21 protein-coding genes are annotated in these 22,091 nt (G+C 69.4%); 11 read left to right on the top strand and 10 right to left on the bottom strand.

Annotation, left to right across the window (positions count from 1 at the left end):
- Positions 1 to 71: 71 nt before the first annotated feature.
- The 3 genes from C464_RS19310 (at position 72) to C464_RS14205 (ending at position 1,755) form a co-directional block, all read left to right on the top strand.
- Complete coding sequence (locus tag C464_RS19310; RefSeq protein WP_006114452.1) at positions 72 to 224, top strand: hypothetical protein; 153 nt, start codon at positions 72 to 74, stop codon at positions 222 to 224.
- On the top strand, positions 221 to 622 hold the full coding sequence (locus tag C464_RS14210) for a type II toxin-antitoxin system VapC family toxin (RefSeq protein ID WP_049911207.1): 402 nt from the start codon (positions 221 to 223) through the stop codon (positions 620 to 622). Before C464_RS19310 ends, C464_RS14210 begins: the two co-directional genes overlap by 4 nt.
- Before the next feature lie 425 nt (positions 623 to 1,047).
- The gene (locus tag C464_RS14205; protein WP_006114450.1) at positions 1,048 to 1,755 is read left to right on the top strand and encodes a universal stress protein; all 708 of its coding nucleotides are present in this window, start codon (positions 1,048 to 1,050) and stop codon (positions 1,753 to 1,755) included.
- Between the two features lie 22 nt (positions 1,756 to 1,777).
- Here the strand turns inward: C464_RS14205 and C464_RS14200 are convergent, their stop codons facing one another.
- The gene (locus tag C464_RS14200) at positions 1,778 to 2,665 is read right to left on the bottom strand and encodes a hypothetical protein (RefSeq protein WP_049911205.1); all 888 of its coding nucleotides are present in this window, start codon (positions 2,663 to 2,665) and stop codon (positions 1,778 to 1,780) included.
- 183 nt (positions 2,666 to 2,848) lie between these two features.
- On the opposite strand from C464_RS14200, the gene C464_RS14195 reads away from it, so the two are divergent.
- From C464_RS14195 to C464_RS14185, 3 genes are all read left to right on the top strand, one after another.
- The gene (locus C464_RS14195) at positions 2,849 to 3,979 is read left to right on the top strand and encodes a tRNA (guanine(26)-N(2))-dimethyltransferase (RefSeq protein ID WP_006114448.1); all 1,131 of its coding nucleotides are present in this window, start codon (positions 2,849 to 2,851) and stop codon (positions 3,977 to 3,979) included.
- A 79-nt stretch (positions 3,980 to 4,058) separates the two neighbouring features.
- Positions 4,059 to 5,381, top strand: a complete 1,323-nt coding sequence (locus C464_RS14190) for a YihY/virulence factor BrkB family protein (protein ID WP_006114447.1) — start codon at positions 4,059 to 4,061, stop codon at positions 5,379 to 5,381.
- A gap of 75 nt (positions 5,382 to 5,456) precedes the next feature.
- Entirely contained in the window at positions 5,457 to 6,449 is a 993-nt protein-coding gene (locus tag C464_RS14185; RefSeq protein ID WP_006114446.1) for a phosphatase PAP2 family protein, read from the top strand.
- A 51-nt stretch (positions 6,450 to 6,500) separates the two neighbouring features.
- Here C464_RS14185 and glnA read toward each other — a convergent pair whose 3' ends face one another.
- Positions 6,501 to 7,871, bottom strand: coding sequence for a type I glutamate--ammonia ligase (gene glnA, locus C464_RS14180; RefSeq protein ID WP_006114445.1), 1,371 nt, complete (start codon positions 7,869 to 7,871; stop codon positions 6,501 to 6,503).
- Between the two features lie 126 nt (positions 7,872 to 7,997).
- Between glnA and lrp the strand changes: the two genes are divergently transcribed.
- On the top strand, positions 7,998 to 8,456 hold the full coding sequence (lrp, locus tag C464_RS14175) for an HTH-type transcriptional regulator Lrp (RefSeq protein ID WP_006114444.1): 459 nt from the start codon (positions 7,998 to 8,000) through the stop codon (positions 8,454 to 8,456).
- Between the two features lie 31 nt (positions 8,457 to 8,487).
- Here the strand turns inward: lrp and C464_RS14170 are convergent, their stop codons facing one another.
- Positions 8,488 to 9,717 (bottom strand): phosphoglycerate kinase, encoded by a 1,230-nt coding sequence (locus C464_RS14170; protein WP_006114443.1) that lies wholly within the window; start codon positions 9,715 to 9,717, stop codon positions 8,488 to 8,490.
- Between the two features lie 108 nt (positions 9,718 to 9,825).
- On the bottom strand, positions 9,826 to 10,878 hold the full coding sequence (gene gap / locus C464_RS14165) for a type I glyceraldehyde-3-phosphate dehydrogenase (protein ID WP_049911202.1): 1,053 nt from the start codon (positions 10,876 to 10,878) through the stop codon (positions 9,826 to 9,828).
- A gap of 216 nt (positions 10,879 to 11,094) precedes the next feature.
- On the opposite strand from gap, the gene C464_RS14160 reads away from it, so the two are divergent.
- Positions 11,095 to 11,475, top strand: coding sequence for an Hsp20/alpha crystallin family protein (locus C464_RS14160; protein ID WP_006114441.1), 381 nt, complete (start codon positions 11,095 to 11,097; stop codon positions 11,473 to 11,475).
- A 23-nt stretch (positions 11,476 to 11,498) separates the two neighbouring features.
- Here the strand turns inward: C464_RS14160 and C464_RS14155 are convergent, their stop codons facing one another.
- Complete coding sequence (locus C464_RS14155; protein ID WP_006114440.1) at positions 11,499 to 12,398, bottom strand: ATP-grasp domain-containing protein; 900 nt, start codon at positions 12,396 to 12,398, stop codon at positions 11,499 to 11,501.
- A 174-nt stretch (positions 12,399 to 12,572) separates the two neighbouring features.
- Positions 12,573 to 12,863 carry a translation initiation factor eIF-1A gene (gene eif1A, locus C464_RS14150; RefSeq protein ID WP_004597376.1) on the bottom strand — a complete coding sequence of 97 codons (291 nt, stop codon included), beginning with the start codon at positions 12,861 to 12,863 and terminating at the stop codon, positions 12,573 to 12,575.
- A 139-nt stretch (positions 12,864 to 13,002) separates the two neighbouring features.
- Here eif1A and C464_RS14145 point away from each other — a divergent pair, with 139 nt between their 5' ends.
- Together C464_RS14145 and C464_RS14140 are read left to right on the top strand one after the other, a co-directional pair.
- Positions 13,003 to 13,182, top strand: coding sequence for a DUF7470 family protein (locus C464_RS14145; RefSeq protein ID WP_006114439.1), 180 nt, complete (start codon positions 13,003 to 13,005; stop codon positions 13,180 to 13,182).
- Positions 13,183 to 13,279: 97 nt separating this feature from the next.
- Complete coding sequence (locus tag C464_RS14140) at positions 13,280 to 13,525, top strand: hypothetical protein (protein WP_006114438.1); 246 nt, start codon at positions 13,280 to 13,282, stop codon at positions 13,523 to 13,525.
- A gap of 3 nt (positions 13,526 to 13,528) precedes the next feature.
- On the opposite strand, the gene C464_RS14135 is transcribed toward C464_RS14140, so the two are convergent.
- Positions 13,529 to 15,253, bottom strand: a complete 1,725-nt coding sequence (locus tag C464_RS14135; protein ID WP_006114437.1) for a cryptochrome/photolyase family protein — start codon at positions 15,251 to 15,253, stop codon at positions 13,529 to 13,531.
- 190 nt (positions 15,254 to 15,443) lie between these two features.
- Between C464_RS14135 and C464_RS14130 the strand changes: the two genes are divergently transcribed.
- Positions 15,444 to 15,641, top strand: coding sequence for a hypothetical protein (locus C464_RS14130; protein ID WP_006114436.1), 198 nt, complete (start codon positions 15,444 to 15,446; stop codon positions 15,639 to 15,641).
- A gap of 73 nt (positions 15,642 to 15,714) precedes the next feature.
- On the opposite strand, the gene C464_RS14125 is transcribed toward C464_RS14130, so the two are convergent.
- The 3 genes from C464_RS14125 to C464_RS14115 all read right to left on the bottom strand — a co-directional run bounded on the left by C464_RS14125 (position 15,715) and on the right by C464_RS14115 (position 21,923).
- Positions 15,715 to 17,241 (bottom strand): PGF-CTERM sorting domain-containing protein, encoded by a 1,527-nt coding sequence (locus C464_RS14125; RefSeq protein WP_006114435.1) that lies wholly within the window; start codon positions 17,239 to 17,241, stop codon positions 15,715 to 15,717.
- A 9-nt stretch (positions 17,242 to 17,250) separates the two neighbouring features.
- Positions 17,251 to 20,334, bottom strand: coding sequence for a right-handed parallel beta-helix repeat-containing protein (locus C464_RS14120; protein WP_049911201.1), 3,084 nt, complete (start codon positions 20,332 to 20,334; stop codon positions 17,251 to 17,253).
- A 653-nt stretch (positions 20,335 to 20,987) separates the two neighbouring features.
- Positions 20,988 to 21,923 carry a helix-turn-helix transcriptional regulator gene (locus tag C464_RS14115; RefSeq protein ID WP_152420961.1) on the bottom strand — a complete coding sequence of 312 codons (936 nt, stop codon included), beginning with the start codon at positions 21,921 to 21,923 and terminating at the stop codon, positions 20,988 to 20,990.
- Positions 21,924 to 22,091: the final 168 nt, after the last annotated feature.

Here is a 22,091-nt window from a genome sequence, read left to right as displayed (position 1 = left end):
AGAAGACGAACTCACACCACGGACACCGGGACCACCAGTATCCTTTTGCGAGTTGGTGGGCAAGATTAGGTATGAGTCTCACTTCCGACGACTTCGAGGAGTTTGTTTCCTCGGACCCTGACGATGACGAGACGGTCCCGCTCGGACAGGCTCTGTCAGAGCTGGGACTTGACGTCGAGGTCGACTCCGTGGAGGCCGTTCGTGACGTCCGCGAACGGTTATGAGTGTACTCCTCGACACGAACGTTCTCGTCGCAGCAGTTACTCGGGATACCGATCGGTCTGCGGAAGCAGTCGAACTGCTCGATCAGGTCGACGACCCGCTTGTTTCGGTTCTCAGCCTCATGGAACTGCGGAGCGTTCTGAGCAAAAAGAAACGGTTCGAACGGGATCGAATCGACGATATCGAGAATCGAATTACCTCTCGGATGACCGTGACGTTTCCCGACGCCTCCGACATGATGGCAGCGAATCGCCTCCAATCGGAAACGCTGTTGTACCCGATGGACGCGATGATCCTCTCGGCGGCCGACGCCGCCGACGCGACCCTCGTCTCGTTCGATTCCGAACTGGTCGAACACGGTGCGGAACTCCCGCGACGATTACTCGACGGGGACGAGTGAATCGGGACGCCACCGGCACGCTGAAGGATGCGACCGGAATGGAGGTCGCCGGTCTCGACCACCGTGTCGAACGTTGCCGAACCGAGGTGTTCTAGGTCGATGACAGACGATACTGTGAATAAAGCCACGCTCAAAGATCTAATGATTCACGAGGACGATCCTCCGGGCCCATCTCACACTGTGTTCACGAAGTAAATACAGCCGACTACTCATGCGCCAGATGTTCGGCAACGAGTAGCGCCGACCCCGCGGGACCGCCTTTTTTGCTCAACCGCCGAGCGACGCGTCCTGAAAGCGCCGGCCGCGCGTCGCGCCGATCTCCTGCGACTGCGGGAGTCGTGCGGACGCGGAGCCCCCGCCGCAGATCTCGTAACTCACCCCCACGGATCTCCCCGTTTATTGTCCCGGGCGGTCAACCGTGACCCATGGCAGACACGATCCTCGTGCCGCTCGAACTCCCCGACCCCGAGCCGCTGTCGCCGGTGTTGATCGAGGACCTCTCGTCGCTCGACGTCGTGGTGCTCGGCCACTACGGTCTGCCCGAGCAGACGCCGGCGAGCTCCGCGCGCGACCAGTTCGGCGACGCGGCGCGGGCGACGCTCGACGACGTCGCCGATGACTTCGCCGACGCGGGGGCCTCGGTTCGGACGCGGTTGGTGTTCGGGAAGGACCGCGCGGCCGCGATCCGACAGGTCGCGACCGAGGAGGGGTGTGCCGCCGAACTCGACCCCGCGCCGACCGAGGGTATCGGCCGGATCCTCGTGCCGCTTCCGGACGTCGCCGAGTTCGATCGCCTCCCGACGTTCATCGAGATCCTGAGCGAGGACTCCACGCAGCGGATTACGCTATTTCACGTCGTCGAGGGCGACGAGTCCCGCGAACACGGCGAGTCCGTGGTGGCGGAGACGCGGGAGCGGCTGGTCGAAGCCGGCTTCGACGCCGCGTCGCTCGACACGCTGGTCGTCGAGGGCGAAGAACACGACGAAGAGATCCTCCGCGTCGCCGCCGACTACGACGCCGTCGTGATGTACGAGCCGGAGTCGCGGCTCGGCGACCGCGTCTTCGGAACGCTCGCGGACCGCATCGCGGACGAGACCGACGACCCGGTCATCGTCGTCGACCGAGACTACTGACCGCGTTCCCGTCGTCGGCCGGTTACGAGTCGCCGCGGGGTTCGGCGACCTCGTCCTCCTTGTCGTCGTCCTCCTCGGCGTCGCCGGTTCCGTCCCCCTCTGTGGCGGCTTCGCCGACGGTTTCCTCGACGGTCTTTTCGACCTCTTCGCTCACCTTCTCGCCGACGGTCTCCTCGACGGTCTCTTCGACCTTCTCGCCGACGGTCTCTTCGACCTTCTCGCCGACGGTCTCCTCGACAGTCTTCTCGACCGTCTCCTCGACGGTTTCGCCGACGGTCTCCTCGACGGTTTCGCCGACCTTCTCCTCGACGGTCTTCTCGACGGTCTCTTCGACGGTCTTCTCGACGGTCTCCTCGACTGTTTCGCCGACGGTCTCTTCGACGGTTTCGCCGACCTTCTCCTCGACGGTCTTCTCGACGGTTTCGCCGACGGTCTCTTCGACCTTCCCCGTCACTTCCTCGCTGACGGTGTCGCTGACGTCGCCGGCGACCTCGCTGACCTCCTTGTTGACGGTCTCGCCGACGCTCTTTTCGACCTCTTCGCTCACCTTCTCGCCGACGGTCTCCTCGACGGTCCTCTCGACCTCCTTGCTCACCGTCTCGCCGACGGTCTTCTCGACCTCTTTGTTGACGGTCTCACCGACGGTCTTCTCGACCTCCTTGTCGACGGTCTCGCCGACGCTCTCTTCGACCTGCTTGCCGACCTGGTCCGCGACCTCGCGGGTCATCCAGTCCGGGTCGAACCGCGCCATCTTCCAGACGACGTGGATCACGTACGAGGCGAACACCCCGATCCCGAACGCGATCGCGACGTTGAACACCGGCAGCGTCGCGATGAGCACGATAGACAGGATGATCAGGGCCCCGTACGCGAGGTCGGTGAGCGCGTCCACTCGCGCCGGACTTACCATCCGTGCCCCTCCGTCTCGTCGCTGGCCGAATCGCGTCGCCGCGTGGCGTCTCCGTTCATACGTCCACATTCCGCGCCGACGGCGTAAAAGCCTCCCTCGTTGCGTCGCGCCGTCACGGTCGCCGCTTCCGAGTCCGCGCCCCCGGAGCGCGGTCCTTTTAGTGGGGATGGCCGAATCGACCGTATGGACATCGAAGAGGGCGGACTCACCGTCTCCGTCCCGGAGGCCCGCGACGGAGCCAGCGAGGGCACCGGCGGCGGCGTCTTCTTCAACCCGACCCAAGAGCTGAACCGCGACGTGACGGTCGCGACGCTGCGCGCCTACCGCGACCGCGAACCCCGCGTGGCATCGTACCTCGACGCGATGGCCGCTTCCGGGGTCCGAGGGGTCCGCGCCGCCGCCGAGGGGTACGACGTCACCTGCGCCGACGTCGACGCCGACGCGGTCGACCTCGCCGCCGCGAACCTCGACGACAACGGCCTCGACGGCGAGGCGGTCCACCGCGACGTCAACGCCCTGCTGTACGACGAGGGGCCCTTCGACGTCGTCGACCTCGACCCGTACGGCACGCCGATCCCCTTCGCCGACGCGGCGTTCGCGAACGGCCGCAACTTGGTCTGCGTCACCGCGACCGACACCGCGCCGCTCTGCGGCGCGCATCTCAACAGCGGGATCCGCAAGTACGGGGCGGTGCCGCGCAACACTGACTACCACCCGGAGATGGGGCTCCGGACGCTGATATCCGCCTTGGTGCGGACCGCCGCGCGGTACGACAAGGCCGCGACGCCGATCCTCTCGCACGTCTCTCGCCACTACGCGCGGACGTACCTCGAACTGGAGTCCGGCGCGCGCCCGGCCGACGACTGCCTCGACGAACTGGGGCACGTCGATCACTGCGAGGACTGCCTGTGGCGCTCGGCGACGCCGGGGCGCATCGCGGATCCGGTCGACGCCTGTCCGGTGTGCGGGAGCGATCGCGTGCTCACGGCCGGGCCGCTCTGGCTCGGCCCGGTCGCGGACGCCGACTTCGCGCGCGCGGTCCGCCGAGAGGTGACGGACGACATGGGCGAGGCGAAGCGGGCGCGCAAGCTGCTCGGCACGGTCGCGCGCGAACTCGACACCCCAACGCACTACGACCAGCACCGGCTGTACAAGCAGTGGGGCGAGCCCGCCATCGGCATGGACGAGTTCGTCGAGCGCCTGTGCGCGACGGGCCACGAGGCGAGCCGCGCGCACTACCGCGGCACGGCGGTGAAGAGTACGGCGTCGATCCCCGAGATGCGCGAGGCCGTCCTCGGCGACGACGCCGACTGACCGTCTCGCGCCGCGAACGCCTCCTCTAGCCCCGGCGGGCACCACCCCGTTTTTGTCGGTATCGGTCGAAACCCCGGACGTGTCCCGACACTCGCGCACCGCGCTCGGCACGGTCCGGCGCGTCGCCGACGTCGCCGTCGACCGACAGGTGACGTTCCTCGCCGCCGCCATCGCCTACTACGCGTTCGTCTCGCTCGTTCCCGCGCTCCTCCTCTTAGTCGTCGTCGCCACCGCCGTCTTCGGCGAGACCATCGCCGCGCAGTTGGTCGCGTCGACGGGCGACTTCCTCACGCCGGCCGGCGAGGAGGTGGTCGTCGACGCCGTCTCCTCCGCCGGCGGTCGGACCGGCGTGGGCCTGCTCGGGGTCGGGCTGCTGCTCTGGTCGACGCTGAAGGTGTTCCGCGGGCTCGACACGGCGTTCGTCTCGCTGTACGGCGGCGAGGAGACGCCGGGGTTCCTCAAGCAGGTCACGGACGCCGCCTCCGTCGTCGTCGGGGTCGGCGTCGGCATCGGGGTGATGGTCGTCGTCGGCGCGTTCGTCGCCGCCGCGGACGTGGTCCCGCTGGTCGGGACGGCGAGCGTTCTCGCCTTACCGGCCTTCCTCGCCGCCGTCTTCCTCCCGATGTACTACCTCCTGCCGCAGCCCCGGATCGGCGTCCGCGAGGCGCTGCCGGGCGCGGCGTTCGCGGCGGTCTGCTGGACGCTGCTACAGGCCGGATTTCAGCTGTACGCGGCCGGGGCCGCGCAGTACCAGGTGTACGGCGTCATCGGCGGCATCCTGCTCCTCGTCACGTGGCTGTACCTCGCCGCCGTCGTCGTCGTCCTCGGCGGCGTGATCAACGTGGTGCTCGCGGGCCGGGAGGCCGGCGGTGACGGCCTCACCGAGGCGGGGGACGACGGTCCCGGCGTCGCGTTCGGCGGCTCCGACGACGCCGCGTACCGGCAGTTACAACAGGACCGCGTCCGACCCACGGGTATGAACGGCGAGTCGGATCCCGACGGGGACGGCGACGAACGGCCGCGCGGCGCGCCGGACGTCGCCGCCCTCGAAGCGGAGGTCCGGGAGCTGCGGTCGCAGCTCGACGAGTTCGAAGACGACGTGGAACGCCGGACGGTCGACAAACCGGAGGTCGAGTCGGAGCTCAAACGATACGTCCGCTCGCGGATGCGCCGCGGCCACGCCCGCGGCTGGGGCCCGTACCTCGTGCTGCTGTACGGGACGGTGCTGACGCTCGCCGCGCTGACCTCGCTCGACGGGATCTACGCGGTCGGCGCGATCGTCGTCCTCGGGCTGTCGACGCTCGGCCTGTACACGATCTTCGTCGTCGTCGGCATCGGCCTCAACCTGATCGAGACGCCCGGCAAGGCGCTCGACTACGCCCGCCGCCGCGGCGATGACTGACACCGCGCCTCCCGGCCCGGCGACGATCGACGCCGCGCCTTCCGACCCGGCGGCGATCGGCCGCGTGATCGGCGCGTGACCGGACTCGTCGCCGCCGAGCGCGGGGTCGGCGAGACCGTCCTCGTCGACGCGCTCCCCGAGTTCGTCGTCGTCGCCTTCGCGGCCGTCACTCACCTCGCGGACCCGTGGTTCCTCTTCGCGCTGCTCGCGGTCGGCTACTGGTTCGCGGGCGACGGGGTCGCCGGTTCGCCGCGCCGCGCCGGCGCGACGGCCATCGCGGCGGTCACCTGCGCGTACGCCGCGACGGCGCTCGGGAAGGCGTGGTTCGCGGTCCCCCGGCCGCCCGGCGCGATGCCGCCGGCCGACGTCCCGACGTGGCTCCCCGCCCTCCTCTCCGGCTGGTACGAGGCGCAGGTGCTCTCGGACGGGTTCGGTTTCCCCAGCGGACACGCCACCGGCGGCGCGGCCGCGTACCTCGCGCTGGCGCTGCTGTACGACCGGTTCTGGACCGACCGCGCCCGCTATCTCGCGGCCGGAGCGGTCGCCGTCGCCGTCGCGGCCTCCCGGGTGATCATCGAGGTCCACTACCTCGTCGACGTGCTCGCGGGACTCGCCGTCGGCGCGGGGACCGTCGCCGTCGCGCTGTGGCTCGCAGGCGATCCGCGAGTCCGCCGGTCGACCGGCGCGGACGCGTCGGCCGGACCGACCGCCGAACTGGACCCCGCGCCGGCGTTCGCCCTCGCGGCGGTCGTCTCGACCGGCGCGCTGGCCGTCGCCGTCGCGGGCGGACACACGGGTGAGGTCGTCGAGGCCGGGATCGGCATCGCCACCGGCGCGGGGGGTGCGCTTGGTTGGCGGCTCGTCGACGGCGCGGAGCCGTCGGTCCCGGCCCGCGTCGCCGTCCCCGCGCTGGCGGTCACCGGCGGTCTCTGGATCGGCGCGTACGCCCTCGCGGGGACGCTCCCGGTGACGCTGGTCGCGACGACCGCCGCCGTGATCGTCGTCGTCGCGCTCCCGTCGCTGCCCGGGCGCGTCGGGCCGGCGCTCGGCGGACTGCGCGGCGCGTGAAAAAGTTCGGTCGCGGGTCGTCGGTCGCGGGCTACTCGGCTCGGGCCGAGTTCAGAACGTCTCCAGGTAGCGGTCCTCCTCCCACTGCGACACCTGGGTGAGGTACTCGCTGAACTCCTGGGACTTCGCCTCGGCGAACTTCTCGGAGGTGTGCGGGCCGAGCGCTTCCTGAAGCACCTCGTCGGTCTCTAGCTCCTCGACCGCCGCGCCGAGGTTCGGCGGCAGCGTCTCGATGCCGTACTCCTCGCGCTTCGCGTCGTCGAACTCGTAGATGTCCTCGCGGACCGGGTCGCCGGGGTCCGCACCGGTCTTGATCCCGTCGAGGCCGGCGGCGATGAGCGACGCCATGCCGAGGTAGGGGTTACAGGACGGGTCGGGGCTGCGGACCTCGAAGCGCGCGGAGACGCCCGCGGCGTCCGGGACGCGGACGAGCGCCGAGCGGTTCGTGTCGGACCACGCGACGTAGATGGGGGCCTCGTAGCCGGGCACCAGCCGCTTGTAGGAGTTCACCGTCGGGTTCGTGACGGCCGTGAACGCGGGGGCGTGCTCTAAGATGCCGCCCATGAACTGATAGGCCGTCTCGCTCAGGTTGAACTCGTCGTCGTCGTCGGAGAAGGCGTTGCCGTCCTCGTCGAACAGCGAGATGTGGCTGTGCATGCCCGAGCCGTTGATGTCGGCGATGGGCTTGGGCATGAACGTGGCGTGGAGGTCGTGCTGCTCGGCGACCGCGCGGACGACGGCGCGGAACGTCGCGATGTTGTCCGCGGTCGTGAGCGCGTCGTCGTACTTGAAGTTGATCTCGTGTTGGCCCTCGGCGACCTCGTGGTGGGAGGCCTCGATCTCGAAGCCCATCTCCTCGAGGGTGAAGATGATCTCCTTGCGCACGTCGGACGCGAGGTCCTTGGGGGCGAGGTCGAAGTAGCCGCCGTTGTCGTGCGGGATGGTGGTCGCGTTGCCGTCGTCGTCCTTCTCGAACAGGAAGAACTCCGGCTCCGGACCGATGGAGACGGAGTAGCCCATCTCCTCGGCCTCCGCGAGGACCGACTTCAGGACCTGCCGCGGACCGCCGACGAACGGTTCGCCGTCGGTGTCGACGATGTCACAGATGAGCCGGGCGGCCCCGCTGTCGCCGCTACCGTCGCTGCGCCACGGGAGCACCGCGAACGTGTCGGGATCGGGGACGAGCCGCATGTCCGACTCCTGGATGCGGACGAACCCCTCGATTGAGGAGCCGTCGAAGTAGATCCCTTCGGTAAACGCCTTCTCCGCCTGGTGGGCGGGGACGGAGACGTTCTTCACGACACCGAGGATGTCGGTGAACTGGAGCCGCAGGAAATCGACGTTCTGCTCCTCGATCTCGTCGAGTACCGCCTGTTCCTCGGCCGTGAGGCCGCCGTCTGGTTTCGCGTGTTCGTCCGTCATGTTCTGGACGGTTGAATCGTTATCTGCCAGTATAAAGGCCTTATCGCTTGACGCATGAACCGCCGGACAGGCAAAACTGCTGGACGTTCGTAAAATTCTAAACCCCCGGAAGCGTGGTTAGGTGTGATGACGTACGAAAACCTTGACGCGAAGCTCATCAACTCGCTGCTCAGCAACGGCCGCGCGAGCCTCCGGAGTCTGGGTGACGAACTCGACGTCTCGGTGACGACCGTTTCGAACCACCTCCGCGACCTCGAAGAGGAGGGCGTGATCCGGGGGTACACCCCCGTCGTCGACTACGACAAGATCGGGTACGACGTGACGGCCGTGCTCCAGCTCAAGGTCGAGGGAAGCGCGCTGCCTGACGTCACGGAGAAGCTGCGGCAGGAGAAACAGATGGTGAGCGTCTACGAGGTCACCGGCGACTACGACGTGATCGCCATCGGGAAGTTCACGGACACGGACGGGATGAACGACCAGATCAAGTCGATCCTCACGGACGCGGACATCCGGGAGTCGAACACGAGCGTCGTCTTGAACGCGGTCACGGAAAACGAGCAGTTCGACCTCGACGTCGAGGAGTAGTTCGGTCGGCCGCCGCGTCGGTCCGTCCCTCTCAGTCCTCCGCTCGCCGCGCCGCCGCCTCCAAGACCTCCACCGCCGGGAGCGGCTCGCCCGTCAGCGCGCGGATGTACGCGCCGCCCGCGATGGAGACGTGCGAGAAGTCGTCCTCGCTCAGGCCGTACATCTCGATCGCCCGCGAGGTGTCGCCGCCGCCGACGACCGAGAAGCAGTCCGTCTCCGCGATGGCCGCCAAGGCCCCGACGGTGCCGTCGGCGAACCGCTCGTCCTCGAAGACGCCGAGCGCGCCCTTCACGAAGACGGCGTCGGACTCGCGGATGAGCGGCTCGTAGTCGGCGACCGTCGCGGAGCCGACGTCGAGGTACCCCTCGGTCTTCTCGGCGATGTCGTCGACCGCGACCTCCGCGCGCTCGCCGTCCGGTCCCTCGTACGCGAGGTCGCTCGCGAGGTGGATCGCGTCCCCGCGCTCGTCGAGGACCGACTCGATCAGCTCGCGGTTCCGCTCCCACTGCTCGTCGAACAGGTCCATCCCGCCGACGTCGCTGCCGACGGGGTGGCCCGCGGCGCGCAGGAACAGCTCGCCGGCGACGCCGCCGAGGAGGAAGCGGTCGACGCGGTCGTCGAGGGCGTCCATCACGCCGATCACGTCGGTCGCCTTCGTCCCGCCGACGACCATCGTCACGGGACCGTCGAACTCGCGGGTCGCGATGGCGGTGTTCGCCTCGTACTCCGTCTCCATCACGCGGCCCGCGTACGCGGGGAGGACGAGCGGGAACCCGACCAGCGAGGCGTGTTTGCGGTGGGCCGCCGAGTAGGCGTCGTTGACGTACGCGTCGAAGTGCGGCGCGAGCGTCCGGACGAACTCAGTCTCGGCCTTCTCCTCGGGCTCCGCTTCGGGGAGCTCGTCCTCGCACATCCGGGTGTTCTCCAACAGGAGGACCTCGCCCGCGCCGAGGGCGTCGATCGCTTCCAGCGCCTCCTCGCCGTCCGTGTCGGCGACGAACGCCACGTCGCGGTCGACGTGGTCGGCGAGGATCGCCGCGTGACCGGCGAGCGACGTGAAGTCGTCGCGGCCGGGCCGGCCCTGATGGGCCATGAGGACGACCCGGTGACCGGCGTCGGCGAGTTCGCGGACCGTCTCCGCGTGGCGCTCGAACCGGCGGTTGTCCTGCGGTGATCCGTCCTCGATGGGCGAGTTGAGGTCCAGTCGAACGAGGACGCGCGAGTCGGCCAAGAGGTCGTCGATGGTGTCGAACGCGGGCATGGGTGAACGGTCGTCGATGAGCTATTTAACTGGCGGCGCTTCGGGGCGCGGCGGGCCGACTCCTGTCCGATCGGAGCCGACAGCGGACGCGTCCGACGATAGGGCCGTCTACGCCTCGTCGTGGACGTACGCGGCCATGTCGAGCATCCGGTTCGAGAAGCCGTACTCGTTGTCGTACCAGGTGAGGATCTTCAGCAGCTTCCCGCCGGCGATGACGTTCGTCGACTGGAGGTCGACGTAGCTGGAGAAGGGGAGCCCGACGATGTCCGAGGAGACGACCTCGTCGTCGGTGTAGCCGAGGACGCCGGCGAGCGGGCCGGAGTCGGCCGCGTCGCGGAATGCCGCGTTGACCTCCTCCTCGGTGACGGTCTCGCCGAGGCTGACGACGAACTCGGTGAGGGAGCCGGTCGGGACCGGGACGCGCATCGCCATCCCGTCGATCTTACCCTCGAGCTGCGGCAGGACCTCCTGGGCGGCACCGGCCGCGCCGGTGGAGGTGGGGACGATGTTCTCGGCGGCCGCGCGGCCGCGGCGGCGCTTGCTCATGGGGCCGTCGATGAGGGCCTGCGATCCGGTGTAGGCGTGGACGGTGGTGAGCGTGCCGGCGTCGATGCCGAACTCCGCGTCGAGCACCTTCGCGACGGGGGTGATGGAGTTCGTCGTACAGGAGGCGTTCGAGACGACGTCGTCGCCCTCGTACTCGTCGTGGTTGACGCCGTAGACGAGCTGTTTGACCGCCTTCTCGCCCTTCGGGGGGGCCGAGATGATCACGGTGTCCGCGCCGCCGTCGAGGTGCGCGCCGGCGTCGTCGCGGGTGCGGAAGATGCCCGTACACTCCAGGGCGACGTCGACGTCCAGCTCGTCCCAGGGGAGGTCGGCGGGGTCTTGAACGTTGAACAGCGGCACCTCGGTGTCGCCGACCGTCAGCGCGTCGCCGTCGCGCTCGACGCCGTCGAGCCGGCCCATGACGGTGTCGTACTTGGCGAGGTAGCCCATGTCGTCGAAGTCCATCACGTCGTTGATCCCGGCGAGTTCGATCCGGGGATGCTCCAACACCGCGCGGAACACGTTGCGCCCGATGCGGCCGAAGCCGTTGAGCCCCACCCGTACGACCTCGTCGTCGCTCACGTCGTCACCGGCTGACAGATACGATTTACTCATGTTCGAAAAAGGCGAGCCGCAACTACTTAAATCCGGCTCAGTCGCCCGGAGATCGTCATAATCGTTCGAATTTATTACGATCGCCGTCGCCGATCCGCCCCGCCGCTGGCGGGTCGTCGCCCGTCGGCCCGGCCGTCACTGGTCGGTACCGGACGGATACCGGCCGATACGGCGACCGACAGAAGGCTTATCGGGGTCACCGACTTCACGTGAGGTATGGACAGAGACGACCGCGACGATCCGTTCGGAGACTTCTTCGAGGAGATCGAGCGGATGATGAACGAGATGGCCACCGGTGACGCCCCGTCGGCCGACGACGCCGGGTTCGGCTCCGACACCCACGTCGACGCGTACACCACCGAGGACTCGGTCCGTCTCGTCGCCGATCTCCCCGCCGTCTCGAAGGACGACCTCTCGCTCCGCTGCGACGGCGACGCGCTCACCATCTCGGCCGTCTCCGACCGGCGCGAGTACGACGAGACGGTCGATCTCCCCGCGCCCGTCGACGAGCACTCCGCGGACGCGACGTTCAACAACGGCGTCTTGGAGGTCTCGTTCGACCGCGACGACGACAGCGCGTCGATCGACCTCGTCTGAGTCGGCCCGTCACCCCCCGCTTCTCACTCGTCCTCGGCGGTTCGCCTGACGAGCGTCGCGAACCGGTCGTAGAAGTCGTCTTCGTACTTCGTCGCGGCGTCGACGGTCGGTCGCGCGTTCGTCTCGTTGATCACGAGGCGGTCGTCGGTCTCCAACAGGTCGACGCCGAGGTAGTCGATCCCGAGCGCGTCGGCCGCGCGCTCCGCGAGGTCCCGCGCCTCGGGGTCGAGGTCGACGCCGCGGGCCGTCGCGCCGCGGTGGACGTTGTGCTTCCACCGGCCGGCCGCGAGCGCGTCGGCGTCGAGTTCGCGTCGCACCGCGCCGGCGCACGCGCCGTCGACGACCATCGCGCGGTAGTCGCGCGCGTCCGGGAGGAACTCTTGGATCAGGAACGACTTGTCGCCGGTGGCGCGGTAGTCGTGGATCAGGTTCAGGTAGTCGACGACGCCCAGGAGCGAGTCGAGGTCGGTCGCGGCCGCGACGCCCACGCCGCGGGTCGCGGAGTTCGGCTTCACGACGACGGGGTACGAGAACTCCGCGACGGCGTCGACGACGACCGACTCGTCGACCGGGTTCGACACGAGCGTCGTCTTCGGCGTCGGCAGCCCCGCGGCGTCGAGCGTCGCCAGCACGCCGGCCTTGTTGCGCGAGGTGACGACCGTGTCGCGGCCGTTCACCCACGGGACGCCGAGGCGCTCGTCGACGACCGCGCCCTCCATCAGGCGGGTCGGGTAGACGAGGCCCACGTCGAAGCCGTCGAACTCCTCGCCGTCGACCGTCGCCGCTTCGCCGTCTCCCCCGCTCGAAACACGGAGCGACCGCTCTTTCGCTCGGACGTGACCCACCTGGACGCCGCGGTCCGCGAGCGGCCCGCGAACGCGCTCGAACGTCTCCGCGTCGGTGGTCATCGCGAGCCGGATCATACCCGTGTTGCGGGTCGGTCGAACTTAAAAACGTGGAGCGCGGCGCGACGGCAGCGACGCCTTCCGACGGGCGGCCGGGGCTCTGGCGGTGTTCGCCGTCGCTCCGCCGGCAGCGACTCACAGACAGGCGACCGCGCCCCCGGCGACGTCCCCCGTCGATCGACGCGAAACGGCTTACTGTAGGTGGCCTTCCTCGCGGAGCTGTTCGGCCTCGCTCTTCTCATAGCGCCACGAGATGTCGGCCTTCTCGTCCTGCCAGTCCCACGGCTCGACGAGGACGATGTCGTCTTCGCGGATCCACACCCGCTTTTGCATCCGGCCGGGGATGCGCGCGGTTCGCTGTTTCCCGTCCGCACAGCGCACTTTGACGCGGTTCGCGCCGAGCATCTCGACGACCTCCGCGAACACCTCGTCGTCGTCGGGCATCCGGAGGTCGTTCCGACCGCCACCGTCTCCGTTGCTCATGCGTACGCGGTGATACGCGCTCGCGGAAATAAAAGGGCCGCTCTCTGCCGGGGCGACGCCGACGCGTTCCCGGGGCGTCGTCGCGTCGCGTCCGCGCGGATCAGTCCGATTTAACACCGCTCGACGGAGACCTGACGACATGCGAAACAAACTCGGTCTCGAAGGCATCGCCGGGCTCTTCCTCGTCGTCGCGGCGGTCGGTATCATCACCTACCGCGACCCCGTCATCGCCGGGGCGATGATGGTGCTGCTCGCCGGCCTCGCCCTGATCGCGAAGGGGCTCGCCGACACCGTCATGCGGTCGTTTGGACTGAAGTGAGCCGTCCGCGAGCGGGCCGATCCCGGTGAGTCAACCGACGACGCGACGTTCACAGTTCTCCCGAAAGAGTCATAATCGCCGACCGTCCCCCTCGGGTATGGTCGAAGTACCTGCCGTCGCGGTCGAACTCGTCGAACTCCTCGCCGTCACCGTCGGCGCCGGCGCGGCCGCCGCGGTCGGCGTCGTGCTCGAACAGTTCGGACTCTCCGCGGTCTCGGGCGGCGAACTCGTCCTCGGCGCGTGGGCCGTCGGCATGGGGCTGCTCGCGCTGTACGTGGGGCTCGTCGGCCTCGGGTACGAGCAGGCGCTCCCGCGGCTGCGCCGGCTCGCGAGCGGCGAGTAGGCCTCACAGCGACCCGTCTTCGGCGAGCTCACGCACCCGATCCGCGCGCTCCCGGATCGCCGCCCACTCCTCGTCGCCCTTCTTGTCGACGTGCGAGTACATCAGCCCCATCCGCCCCGTGCCGCGGAGCGTCTCCTCGTTCTCCTTCAGGAAGTCCCAGTAGAGCGCGTTGAACGGGCAGGCCCCCTCGCCCGTGGTCCGCGAGACGGCGTACCGGCAGTCGGCGCAGTGGTCGCTCATCCGGTTGACGTAGTTCCCCGAGGAGGCGTACGGCTTCGAGGAGAGCACGTCGGTACCGAACGACCCCATCGCGACGACGTTCGGCGTCGTCACCCAGTGGTAGGCGTCGACGAAGCCGAGGTGGAACCACTCGTTCACGTCGGCGGGGTCGACGCCGTACACCAGCGCGAAGTTCGACAGCACCATCAGCCGCTCGATGTGGTGGGCGTAGCCGAACTCGCGGACGTGCCCGACCGCCTCCGAGAGACACCGCATGTCCGTCTCGCCGTCCCAGTAGGCGGGGGGGAGCTCCCGCTCTTGATCCAACTGATTCGCGTCCGCGAGCTCCGGCATCGCCTCGCGGTACACGTGGCGCATGAACTCCCGCCAGCCGACCACCTGCCTGACGAACCCCTCGGCGGCGTTGAGCGGCACCGGTGCCGGCTCGTCGGCCTCGGCCGCCCCGTCCTCGACCGCCGTCCCGCCCCCTCCGAACTCGTCGAGCGACGTCGTCGCCCCGCCCGCCTCGCCGTGGTCGTCCGGGTCGTACGCGCCGGGTTCGACCCCCCGCTCCTCGTAGGCGCGCTCGACCGCCCGTACCGGCTCGCGCGGGTCGAGCAGGCCGAGGTTGATCGCCGGCGAGAGCAGCGAGTGCGAGAGGAACGGCTCGCCGCCGACCATCGCGTCCTCGTACCGCCCGAACGCGGGCAGCCCGTCCCGGACGAACCGGTCGAGCGCCTCGCGGGCCTCGCCCCGAGTTACCGGCCACCGGAACCCGTCGAGCGCGTCGTTCCCCCACGTGTCGAACCGGTCGCGCACCCACGCGTGGGTCTCGCGGGTCAGCTCGTCCGGTTCGAACGTCGGCCGCCCCGGCGGGGTCCAGTCGTCCGGCGGGGTCTCCTGATTCAGGTCGTCGTAGTTCCACTCGCCGCCGACCGGCTCGTCGCCGTCCATCAGCACCCCCGTCTCGCGGCGGACGTGCCGGTACCAGTGCTCCTGTCGGTAGGTCCGCTCGGCCGCCCCGTCGTCGCCGAGAAGCGGCTCGTCGTCGTCCCCATCGTCGTCGCCGGCCCACTCGCGCCAGTCGGCCGGCGTCGTCCAGAACAGCTCGTTGTCGACGAGTTCGAGGGTGCCGCCGCGCTCGGCGACCAGCTCGCGGAGCCGCTCGCCGGCGCCGTGGCTCGCGGGGCGCATGAGCCGGAGGCGCGGTCCGCCGCCGTCGTCGCCGTCGCCGTCGTTTTCCCCGGTCGTCCGCTCGGCGAAGAACTCGTCGAGCCCCTCGCCGAACGACTCCGCGCGCACGTACGTCACGTCGTGGCCGCGCTCGCGGAGGTCGTCGCGGAAGTGCCGCATCGCCGAGAACACGAGCGTCAGCTTGTGGGCGTGGTAGCGCTTCCGATCGGCGAACCCGTGGGCTTCGATCAGCAGCACGTCGTCGGCCCGATCGAGGACGTCGAGGTCGGGGTTGAGCTGGTCGCCGAGCAGCCAGCAGGTCGTCCGGTCGCTCACGAAATGATCAACGGTCCCGACTCTCATAGCTCCGGCGGCGTCGCCGGCCCACGGTGCTCCCGCGCTCCGCCCGCGGCTCCGCGTCGTCTCCGGTTCCGCCCCGTCCGCGGTTCCGTCTCCGCTGCGGCTCGGCGTCGCTCGCCTCCGTGTCATCCGCGGCTTTTTGTCGGGTCGTCGTGTCGAGCGAGCCATGGACGACATTCTCACGAACTGGTTGCTCGGGCTGATCGCCGCCCTCCTCGCCGTCCTCGTGCTCGACTCGACCGGAGAGTCCTTCCTCGCGCCGCTCTCCCCGGTCGCGAACGTGCTCGCGCTCGTGACGTTCCTCGCGTTCGTCCTCCTCACCGGCGCGTTCCTCGTGTACACCGCGTCGTTCCGGGACCTCTAGCGCGCGCTCTCGCGGCCCGCGTCCGACGCGTCGATGAAAAAGAAAAGGGGCGTTCCGAACCGCCCGTACGGCGTCAGCGACGCCGCGCGAGCAGCGCCGCACCGAGCAGCGCGAGCAGCGCGACGACCGGACCGAACCCGGGCGCCTGCTCCTCGAGCGTCGTATCGCCGCCGCTCTCGGCGTCGGTGCTCTCCGCGTCGCCGCTCTCGGTGTCGGCTGTCGCGTCGCCCTCGACGACCGAGACGCTGCCGGCGTCGACGCCGTCGACCGCGAACGAGTACTCGCCCGTCTCGTCGACCGGCGTCGAGAACAGCACCTCGATCGACTCTCCGCCGGGCACCGTCACCCGCTGGTCGGTGCGCTCCTCGCCGTCGACGAGCAGCGTGACGGTCGCCGCCCCGTCGGCGGCGCCGTCGTTCGTCACGGTCGCGGTCACCTCGACGACGTCGCCCGCGGCGACTTCCTCGGCGGTGACGCCCGCCTCCGTCACCGCGACGTCCGCGGTGGCGACGCCGACCGCGAACGACGAGAACGCGTCGACCTGCGCGGCGAACTCGTAGCGTTCGCCCTCGGTGGAGACCGCCTCAGTGTCGATCCGCTCCCAGCCGTCCGCGTAGCGGTACAGCGCCACGTTATCCGCGGACGCGTTCTCCGGGAGCGCAGCCGGATCGACCGCGAACCGCAGCGTCGCCGACCGGATCCGGTCGGTGCCGATCGGCTCTACGCCGAGGTAGCCGACGGGCTCGGCGCCGTCCAGCGCGGACGCGCCGCCGGTCGGCCGTTCGGCGACGTTCGTCACTTCGATGCGGTAGTCGTCCGGTTCGAGCCGGTGATCGACGGTCATCGACCGGAGCGAGACGCCGGCACCGGAGACGGCCCCGGCGACGTCGACATCGACCGGGTCGTTGCCCGGCACGTCCTCGACGCGGAGCGTCGCGCCGTCGTCGACGGAGATGACGTCGACGCTCGGCCCGTCGGGCGTCGAAGCGCCGACCTGTCCGCCGCCTCCGCCGCCTCCGCCGCCCCCGCCGCTCGGTGCGCCGGACGAACCGCCGTCGCTGCCATCACTGCCGTCGCTGCTGTCGCTACCGTCGCTGCCGTCGCTGCCGTCGCTGCCGTCGCTACCGTCGCTGCCGTCGCTACCGTCACTGCCGTCGCTACCGTCACTGCCGTCACTGCCGTCGCCGCCGTCGCTGCCGTCGCCGCCGTCCGGACCGTCTCCGAGCGACGGGAACGTCAGGTCGACTTCGACGGCCTCGCCCGGCGTACACGACGCGGTCTGGTCGGCGGTCGCGCCGCTCGCGAGCCGGAACTCGATGGTTTCGCTTCCGTCGCCGGCGGCGCACTGTACCGTGAGCCGCTCGGCGAGCGGGTCTGCCCCACCATACTGACCGTCACCGTCGACCGCGGTCTCGTCGACGACCTCGCCGTCGAGGACGGCCTGGACCGTCGTGCCCTCTGGCGCTGGCTCACCGTCGACCGCGGCGGACCCGTAGAACTCGGCCGGCGGATCCGGCTGTGCGGCCGCCGGACCGGCGGCGGCCAGCGGCGCGAGCAGGACCACGGCGACGACGAGCAGCGTTCTGGTGGTGTTTCTCATGTGTGTTCGTTACTGGATCTCGCCCTGCGTGTCGTCGGTTTCGAGCGTCTGGATCTCGTCGAGCGCGGTGGCACCGCTGTCGGACAGGGTCCCGGTGACCGTCACGTCCTCGGCGCCGGCGTCGACGCTCACCCAGTACCCGGTGTACGGGCTCACGATCTGGTCGCCGGGCTCGTCACTCAGGACGCTGAACGCGGGCGCCTGCCCGGACGCGTCCTCGGTGCTTTCGAACCACAGCGGCTCGCCGTTCCGCGTCGCCGTCGTGTCGTCCACGAAGTCCGGCTGGTCGGCGGCGTTGCCGTAGAGGTGGTTCACCTGCGCTTCCTGGCCGTTGAGGACGCTGGAGAACGCGGTGCTCACCGTGGTCTTCTTCGGCGCACCGACGAGGTTCCATCCCTCTTCGAGCTGCTTCACGCCGGGGCTGGCCGTGCCCTCGGACGGGTACTCGAACGCGACCGTCGCGTCCTCGTCGAGGTCGGTCACGACGAACGCGTCGAGCGCGCCGATCGACTCGTTGGCCATGTCGCCGCCGGGGACGAACTCGTCCTCGGAGGCGTCGTACGCGAACACGGACGCGCCCGCGGGCAGGTCGGAGAAGACCTCACCGACCGTCCCCTCGACCGCCGCCGGGAAGGCGACGACCTGCGGGTCGGTCGTGTCCGGCGTGGCCTCGAGCGTCAGCTCGTGGCCGAACTCCTGGGTGTTCTCCGGCTTCTGGACGCTGACGTCCGACTGCGAGACGGTCAGGAACGGGTCGTAGAGCACGTCGCCCTCGAAGGCGGCGCTCTCGTCGACGTCCGAGTGCGAGACGCTCGCGTCGGTGTCGTAGTAGTTGAACAGCGCCTCGACGGTGGCCGGCCCGTCGTTGGCGACGTCGACGGCCTCCTCGTCGAGGAGGTCGTTGTACGTCGCGTACGGCGGCTGCTCGGCGTCGAACGCCTGGAAGTAGATGCCGGTGTCGTACGCGTCGAGCACGTTGCGCTCGACGTCGACCGGCTCGTCGGTGCCGGCCGCGTCGATCGCGATGCCGACGCCGACGTCGTCGACGTCGTTGTCGGTCACGCTCGCGTCGACGTCGATCGCGCTCACCGCGATGCCGTCGCCGGCGCTCTCGACGCCGTTCGACTCGATCGTCGCGGTCGAGGCCGCGCCGACCGTGATGGCACCCTCGTCGATCTCGCTGACGTCGTTGCCGGCGACGCTCACGTCCGCCGCGTCGGAGACGTCGATGCCGGACCCGGCGTCGCTGACGTCGTTGTCCGCGGCAGTCACGTTCGAGGCGTTCGAGACGGAGAGACCGTTGTCGAGGTGGTCAGCGATCGTGTTCGACCCGGCGGTGACGTCGCGCGCATCGGAGACGATCACGCCGCCCACGTCGTTGCTCTCGACGAGGTTGCTCGACACGTCGAGCGCTTCGACGGCGGTGACCGAGATGCCGTATTCGAACGAATCAGCCCCCGGATCGTCGTTGTTCGTCACTTCGTTACCGGTCACCGTCGTCGCGCCGTCCGCGACGCCTTCGACGACGATCCCGTCGTCCTCGTTCGCGTCGACGAGGTTGTCGGTCACGTCGAGCGCGCCGATGACGTTACTCACGTCGACGCCGTCGGCGTTACCGGTCACGTCGTTGCCGGAGACCGCGAGGCCGCCGGAGACGTCGGACGCGGCGATCCCGCCGCCGCTGCCGTCGACGAGGTTGTTCTCGACGGCCGCGCCCGCGGCGATCGCGGACAGGTCGATGCCGCCGTCGCCGTTGGCCGTGACGTCGTTCGCGGCGACGAGCACGTCGCCCGACTCGGCGATCGAGACGCCGGCACCGGCGTCGTCCGCCGCGTCGATCGCGTTGGACTCGACCGTCACGCCCTCGGTACCGGTGACGGAGACGCCCTCGACCTCGCTGTCGAGGATGTCGTTACCGCTCACGGTGGCGTTCGAGCCGCCGTCAGCGATCACGCCGCCGAGGTTGTTCTCGATCAGGTTGTTCGTCACGTCGAGGTCGTCGACCGCGCTGGCGTTGACGCCCCACGCGCCGCTCGCGGCGATCTCGTTGTTGTCGATCGCCACGTTCGCGGAGCCGCCGGCGACGAAGACGCCGTTACCGTCGGCCCCGTCGATAACGTTCCCCGTCGCGGTGACGCCGTCACCGGCGAGGAAGAGCCCGTCGGCGAAGCCGTCAGACGTGAGGTCGTTGTTCAGGACCTCGTTGTCGTTCCCGGCGACGGCGACGTCGTAAGTCCCGCTGTCGCCCGACCCGACGGACGGGAACGCGTTGTTCTCCACCGTCGCGTCGTCGCTCTCCAAGTGGAGCGAGATGTCGGTCTCGCCGTCGTCGTAACCGGACGGCGTCGCCGTCGTGAACGTGTTGTCCGCGACGGTGTAGCCGTCGGGCTGTTCGCCGCCGGAGACCGGGCCGCCCTCGACGAACGCGAGCGACTCCGCGCTCGCGCCGGGCGCGACGGTGAACGTGTTGTCGATCAGCTCGTTCCCGTCGTCGGGTGCGCCCTGCGACATCGGATCCGCGTCGAACCCGACGCCGCCGTCGCCGGCGACGACGATGTTGTGCGAGAAGTCGAGGTTCTTGACGTTGTCAGTCCCGGAGCTCCCCGAGAGGAGCACGCCGGTCCCACCGTCGCCGCCCACGATCGTCATGTGGGTAACGGTGAGGCCGTCGGTCTGAACGTCGAGCGCGGGCGCTGCGGGGTCGTCGGCCTCGAGCCGCACCCCGTCGGACTGGTCGTCTCCCTCGGTTTCGCCGATCAGGTCGACGTTCGTGTCGACCACGACGTTCTCCGTGTAGTCCCCCTCTGCGACGTACACGGTGAAGGCGGACTCGGCCTCCTCCAGCGCCGGTCCGAGCTCGTTGAATATCTGGTCCGATTCGTTCACCTCTCCCTCCTCGAAGTCGTCGTCGACGAGGATCTCGTCGCTCTCGAGGTTGTCCTCGTCGGAGGGGAAGTTACCCGTGTGATCCGCCGCGGCGGGTCCGACCGCGACCCCGGCCACGGCGACCATCGATACCACCATCGCCAGGGCCATCAGTACGGCCCCGGCCGACTGCCGAACGCTTCCACCGTCCGTGTCTGTCGAATACATAGTTGGCTGTGACGCCAACGCAATGTAGAATAATAGCACATATTAGTGCGTTTACCGTACATCTGTAGCCAGTGTTGGACACTGAACCGACGAAATCGAACGATTGCCACACAATCTACGCGAATCGCACATCTACGAACCGACAATCTAAGACGATCGCCGCACGAGCAGCTGCGTCGCACTCGAAACCGTCGGCGTGACAGAACGGGCCGCGAACACGTGCGTGCCTCGCACAGAACGCTACAGTGAATTAGTTTGCGGCCCGCACTTTTGCGGCACCGACGCAGTCCGTCGATTTCTCTCGGCACGTCGTCTCCGGCGACTCGGTCGACGCGACGCGCGGACGATCCCCGCCGCCGTCGACCCGCTGCTCGCGGCGAGCCGGGCCCGACCGAACGGGAGGTCGCCTCGAACGTCGTCCCGACCGAGCAGCTCGCCGCGGCGCTCGGCCGGGCCGGATCGCGCGCCGTCGCGCTCGCTGCGTCGGGGCGTTCGGCCGACCGGCCGCGTCGCTCGGGCCCGCACTCCCGCGCTCGCGGGACCGGTCGCGCGGACCGCACGCTGTCGCACCCCCGCTCTCGTGTGCGCCGCGCACGAGTGCGCGTACCGCTCACCGACCGTCGAAAAGATCGAACCTCGCTGTCTGAGCTCGTCTACTCCCGCTCCTCTACCGTGTGCGCGCGCTGCTCGAACCGCTCGAAGCGGTCGTCCGCCCACGCCCGGACGTCGTCGTCGACGTCGAACCGCAACAGCACCCGGACGAGATTGTCACCGTCGGTCGTCCCGAGCTGGACCCCCTCCGCCGTGGCACCGACGTAGTACGGCAGCGTCCCGTCGTACTCCAACACCGTACACTGCCGGCGGACGTCCGCGAAGAGCTCCGCGTACCGGTCTGCCGACCGTAGCCGGTCCACCGCCGCCGACTCCAAGACGATCTCGACCTCGCCGTCGTCGGTCCGGGCCGTCCGTCGACACGCTTGGAGGATCTGTCGGTTCACGGCCGGTAGCGCCGCGCGGACCGCCGTCGAGCGCTGGATGAGCGCGACCTGTTCCTCGACCGGCGCGTACGGGTTCGTCGAGTCGGCCGTCGTGATGTCCGCGCGCTCGAACTGCCGTAAGTCGAGCCCGAGTCGCTCAACGTCGAGCCAGCGAAGCGCCGGGCGGAGTTCGACCGCCAGCGACGCGCTCTCCGTGAGCGCCATCAGGTCGTCTACGATCATCCGCCCGCAGTCCGTGATCTCGTACCCGTCCGGGGTGTCCTCGATCCATCCCCGTTCGACCAAGGCGTTCAGGTTCCGCGACACGGTCGTGCGGACGCCGTCGACCCGTTCGCGGAGCTCCCGCTTCCCCACCGTCCCTCGACGCCGCAGGGAGTCGAGCACCCGGACGCGCACCGGCGACCGGGTGAGGAAGGCGATCTCGTCTATCGCGTCGTCGGTCACGGCGCCGTCGCCGCCTTCGCCGCCGTCGCCGCCGGCGGTCCGGCTCACCTCGGTCGCGGACGGGTCGCTTCGGCCCAGCGACCCGGCCTCCTCCGGCCGTCCGCCCGCCGTCGCGTCGACCCCGCTGGACTCTCCCTCGTCGCTCATTCGGCCGTCTCCCCCGCGCGTCTCGACGCCGGCTCGGCCGCCGCTCCGCCCCTCCGCGGACAATCGAATCGGTCTCTTCCCCGAACGTCGCCCCTGCCCGTTCGCGTTCGGTTGTTTCGGCACACCTGTTAGACATTATCTCATACAGCGCTTCGGGTATGGTTATAC

It is taken from the genome of Halorubrum coriense DSM 10284, from assembly GCF_000337035.1.
GTDB classification, from domain to species: domain Archaea; phylum Halobacteriota; class Halobacteria; order Halobacteriales; family Haloferacaceae; genus Halorubrum; species Halorubrum coriense.
The sequence above is the reverse complement of the archived record's forward strand: the minus strand, read 5'-3'. Positions and strand labels throughout refer to the sequence as shown.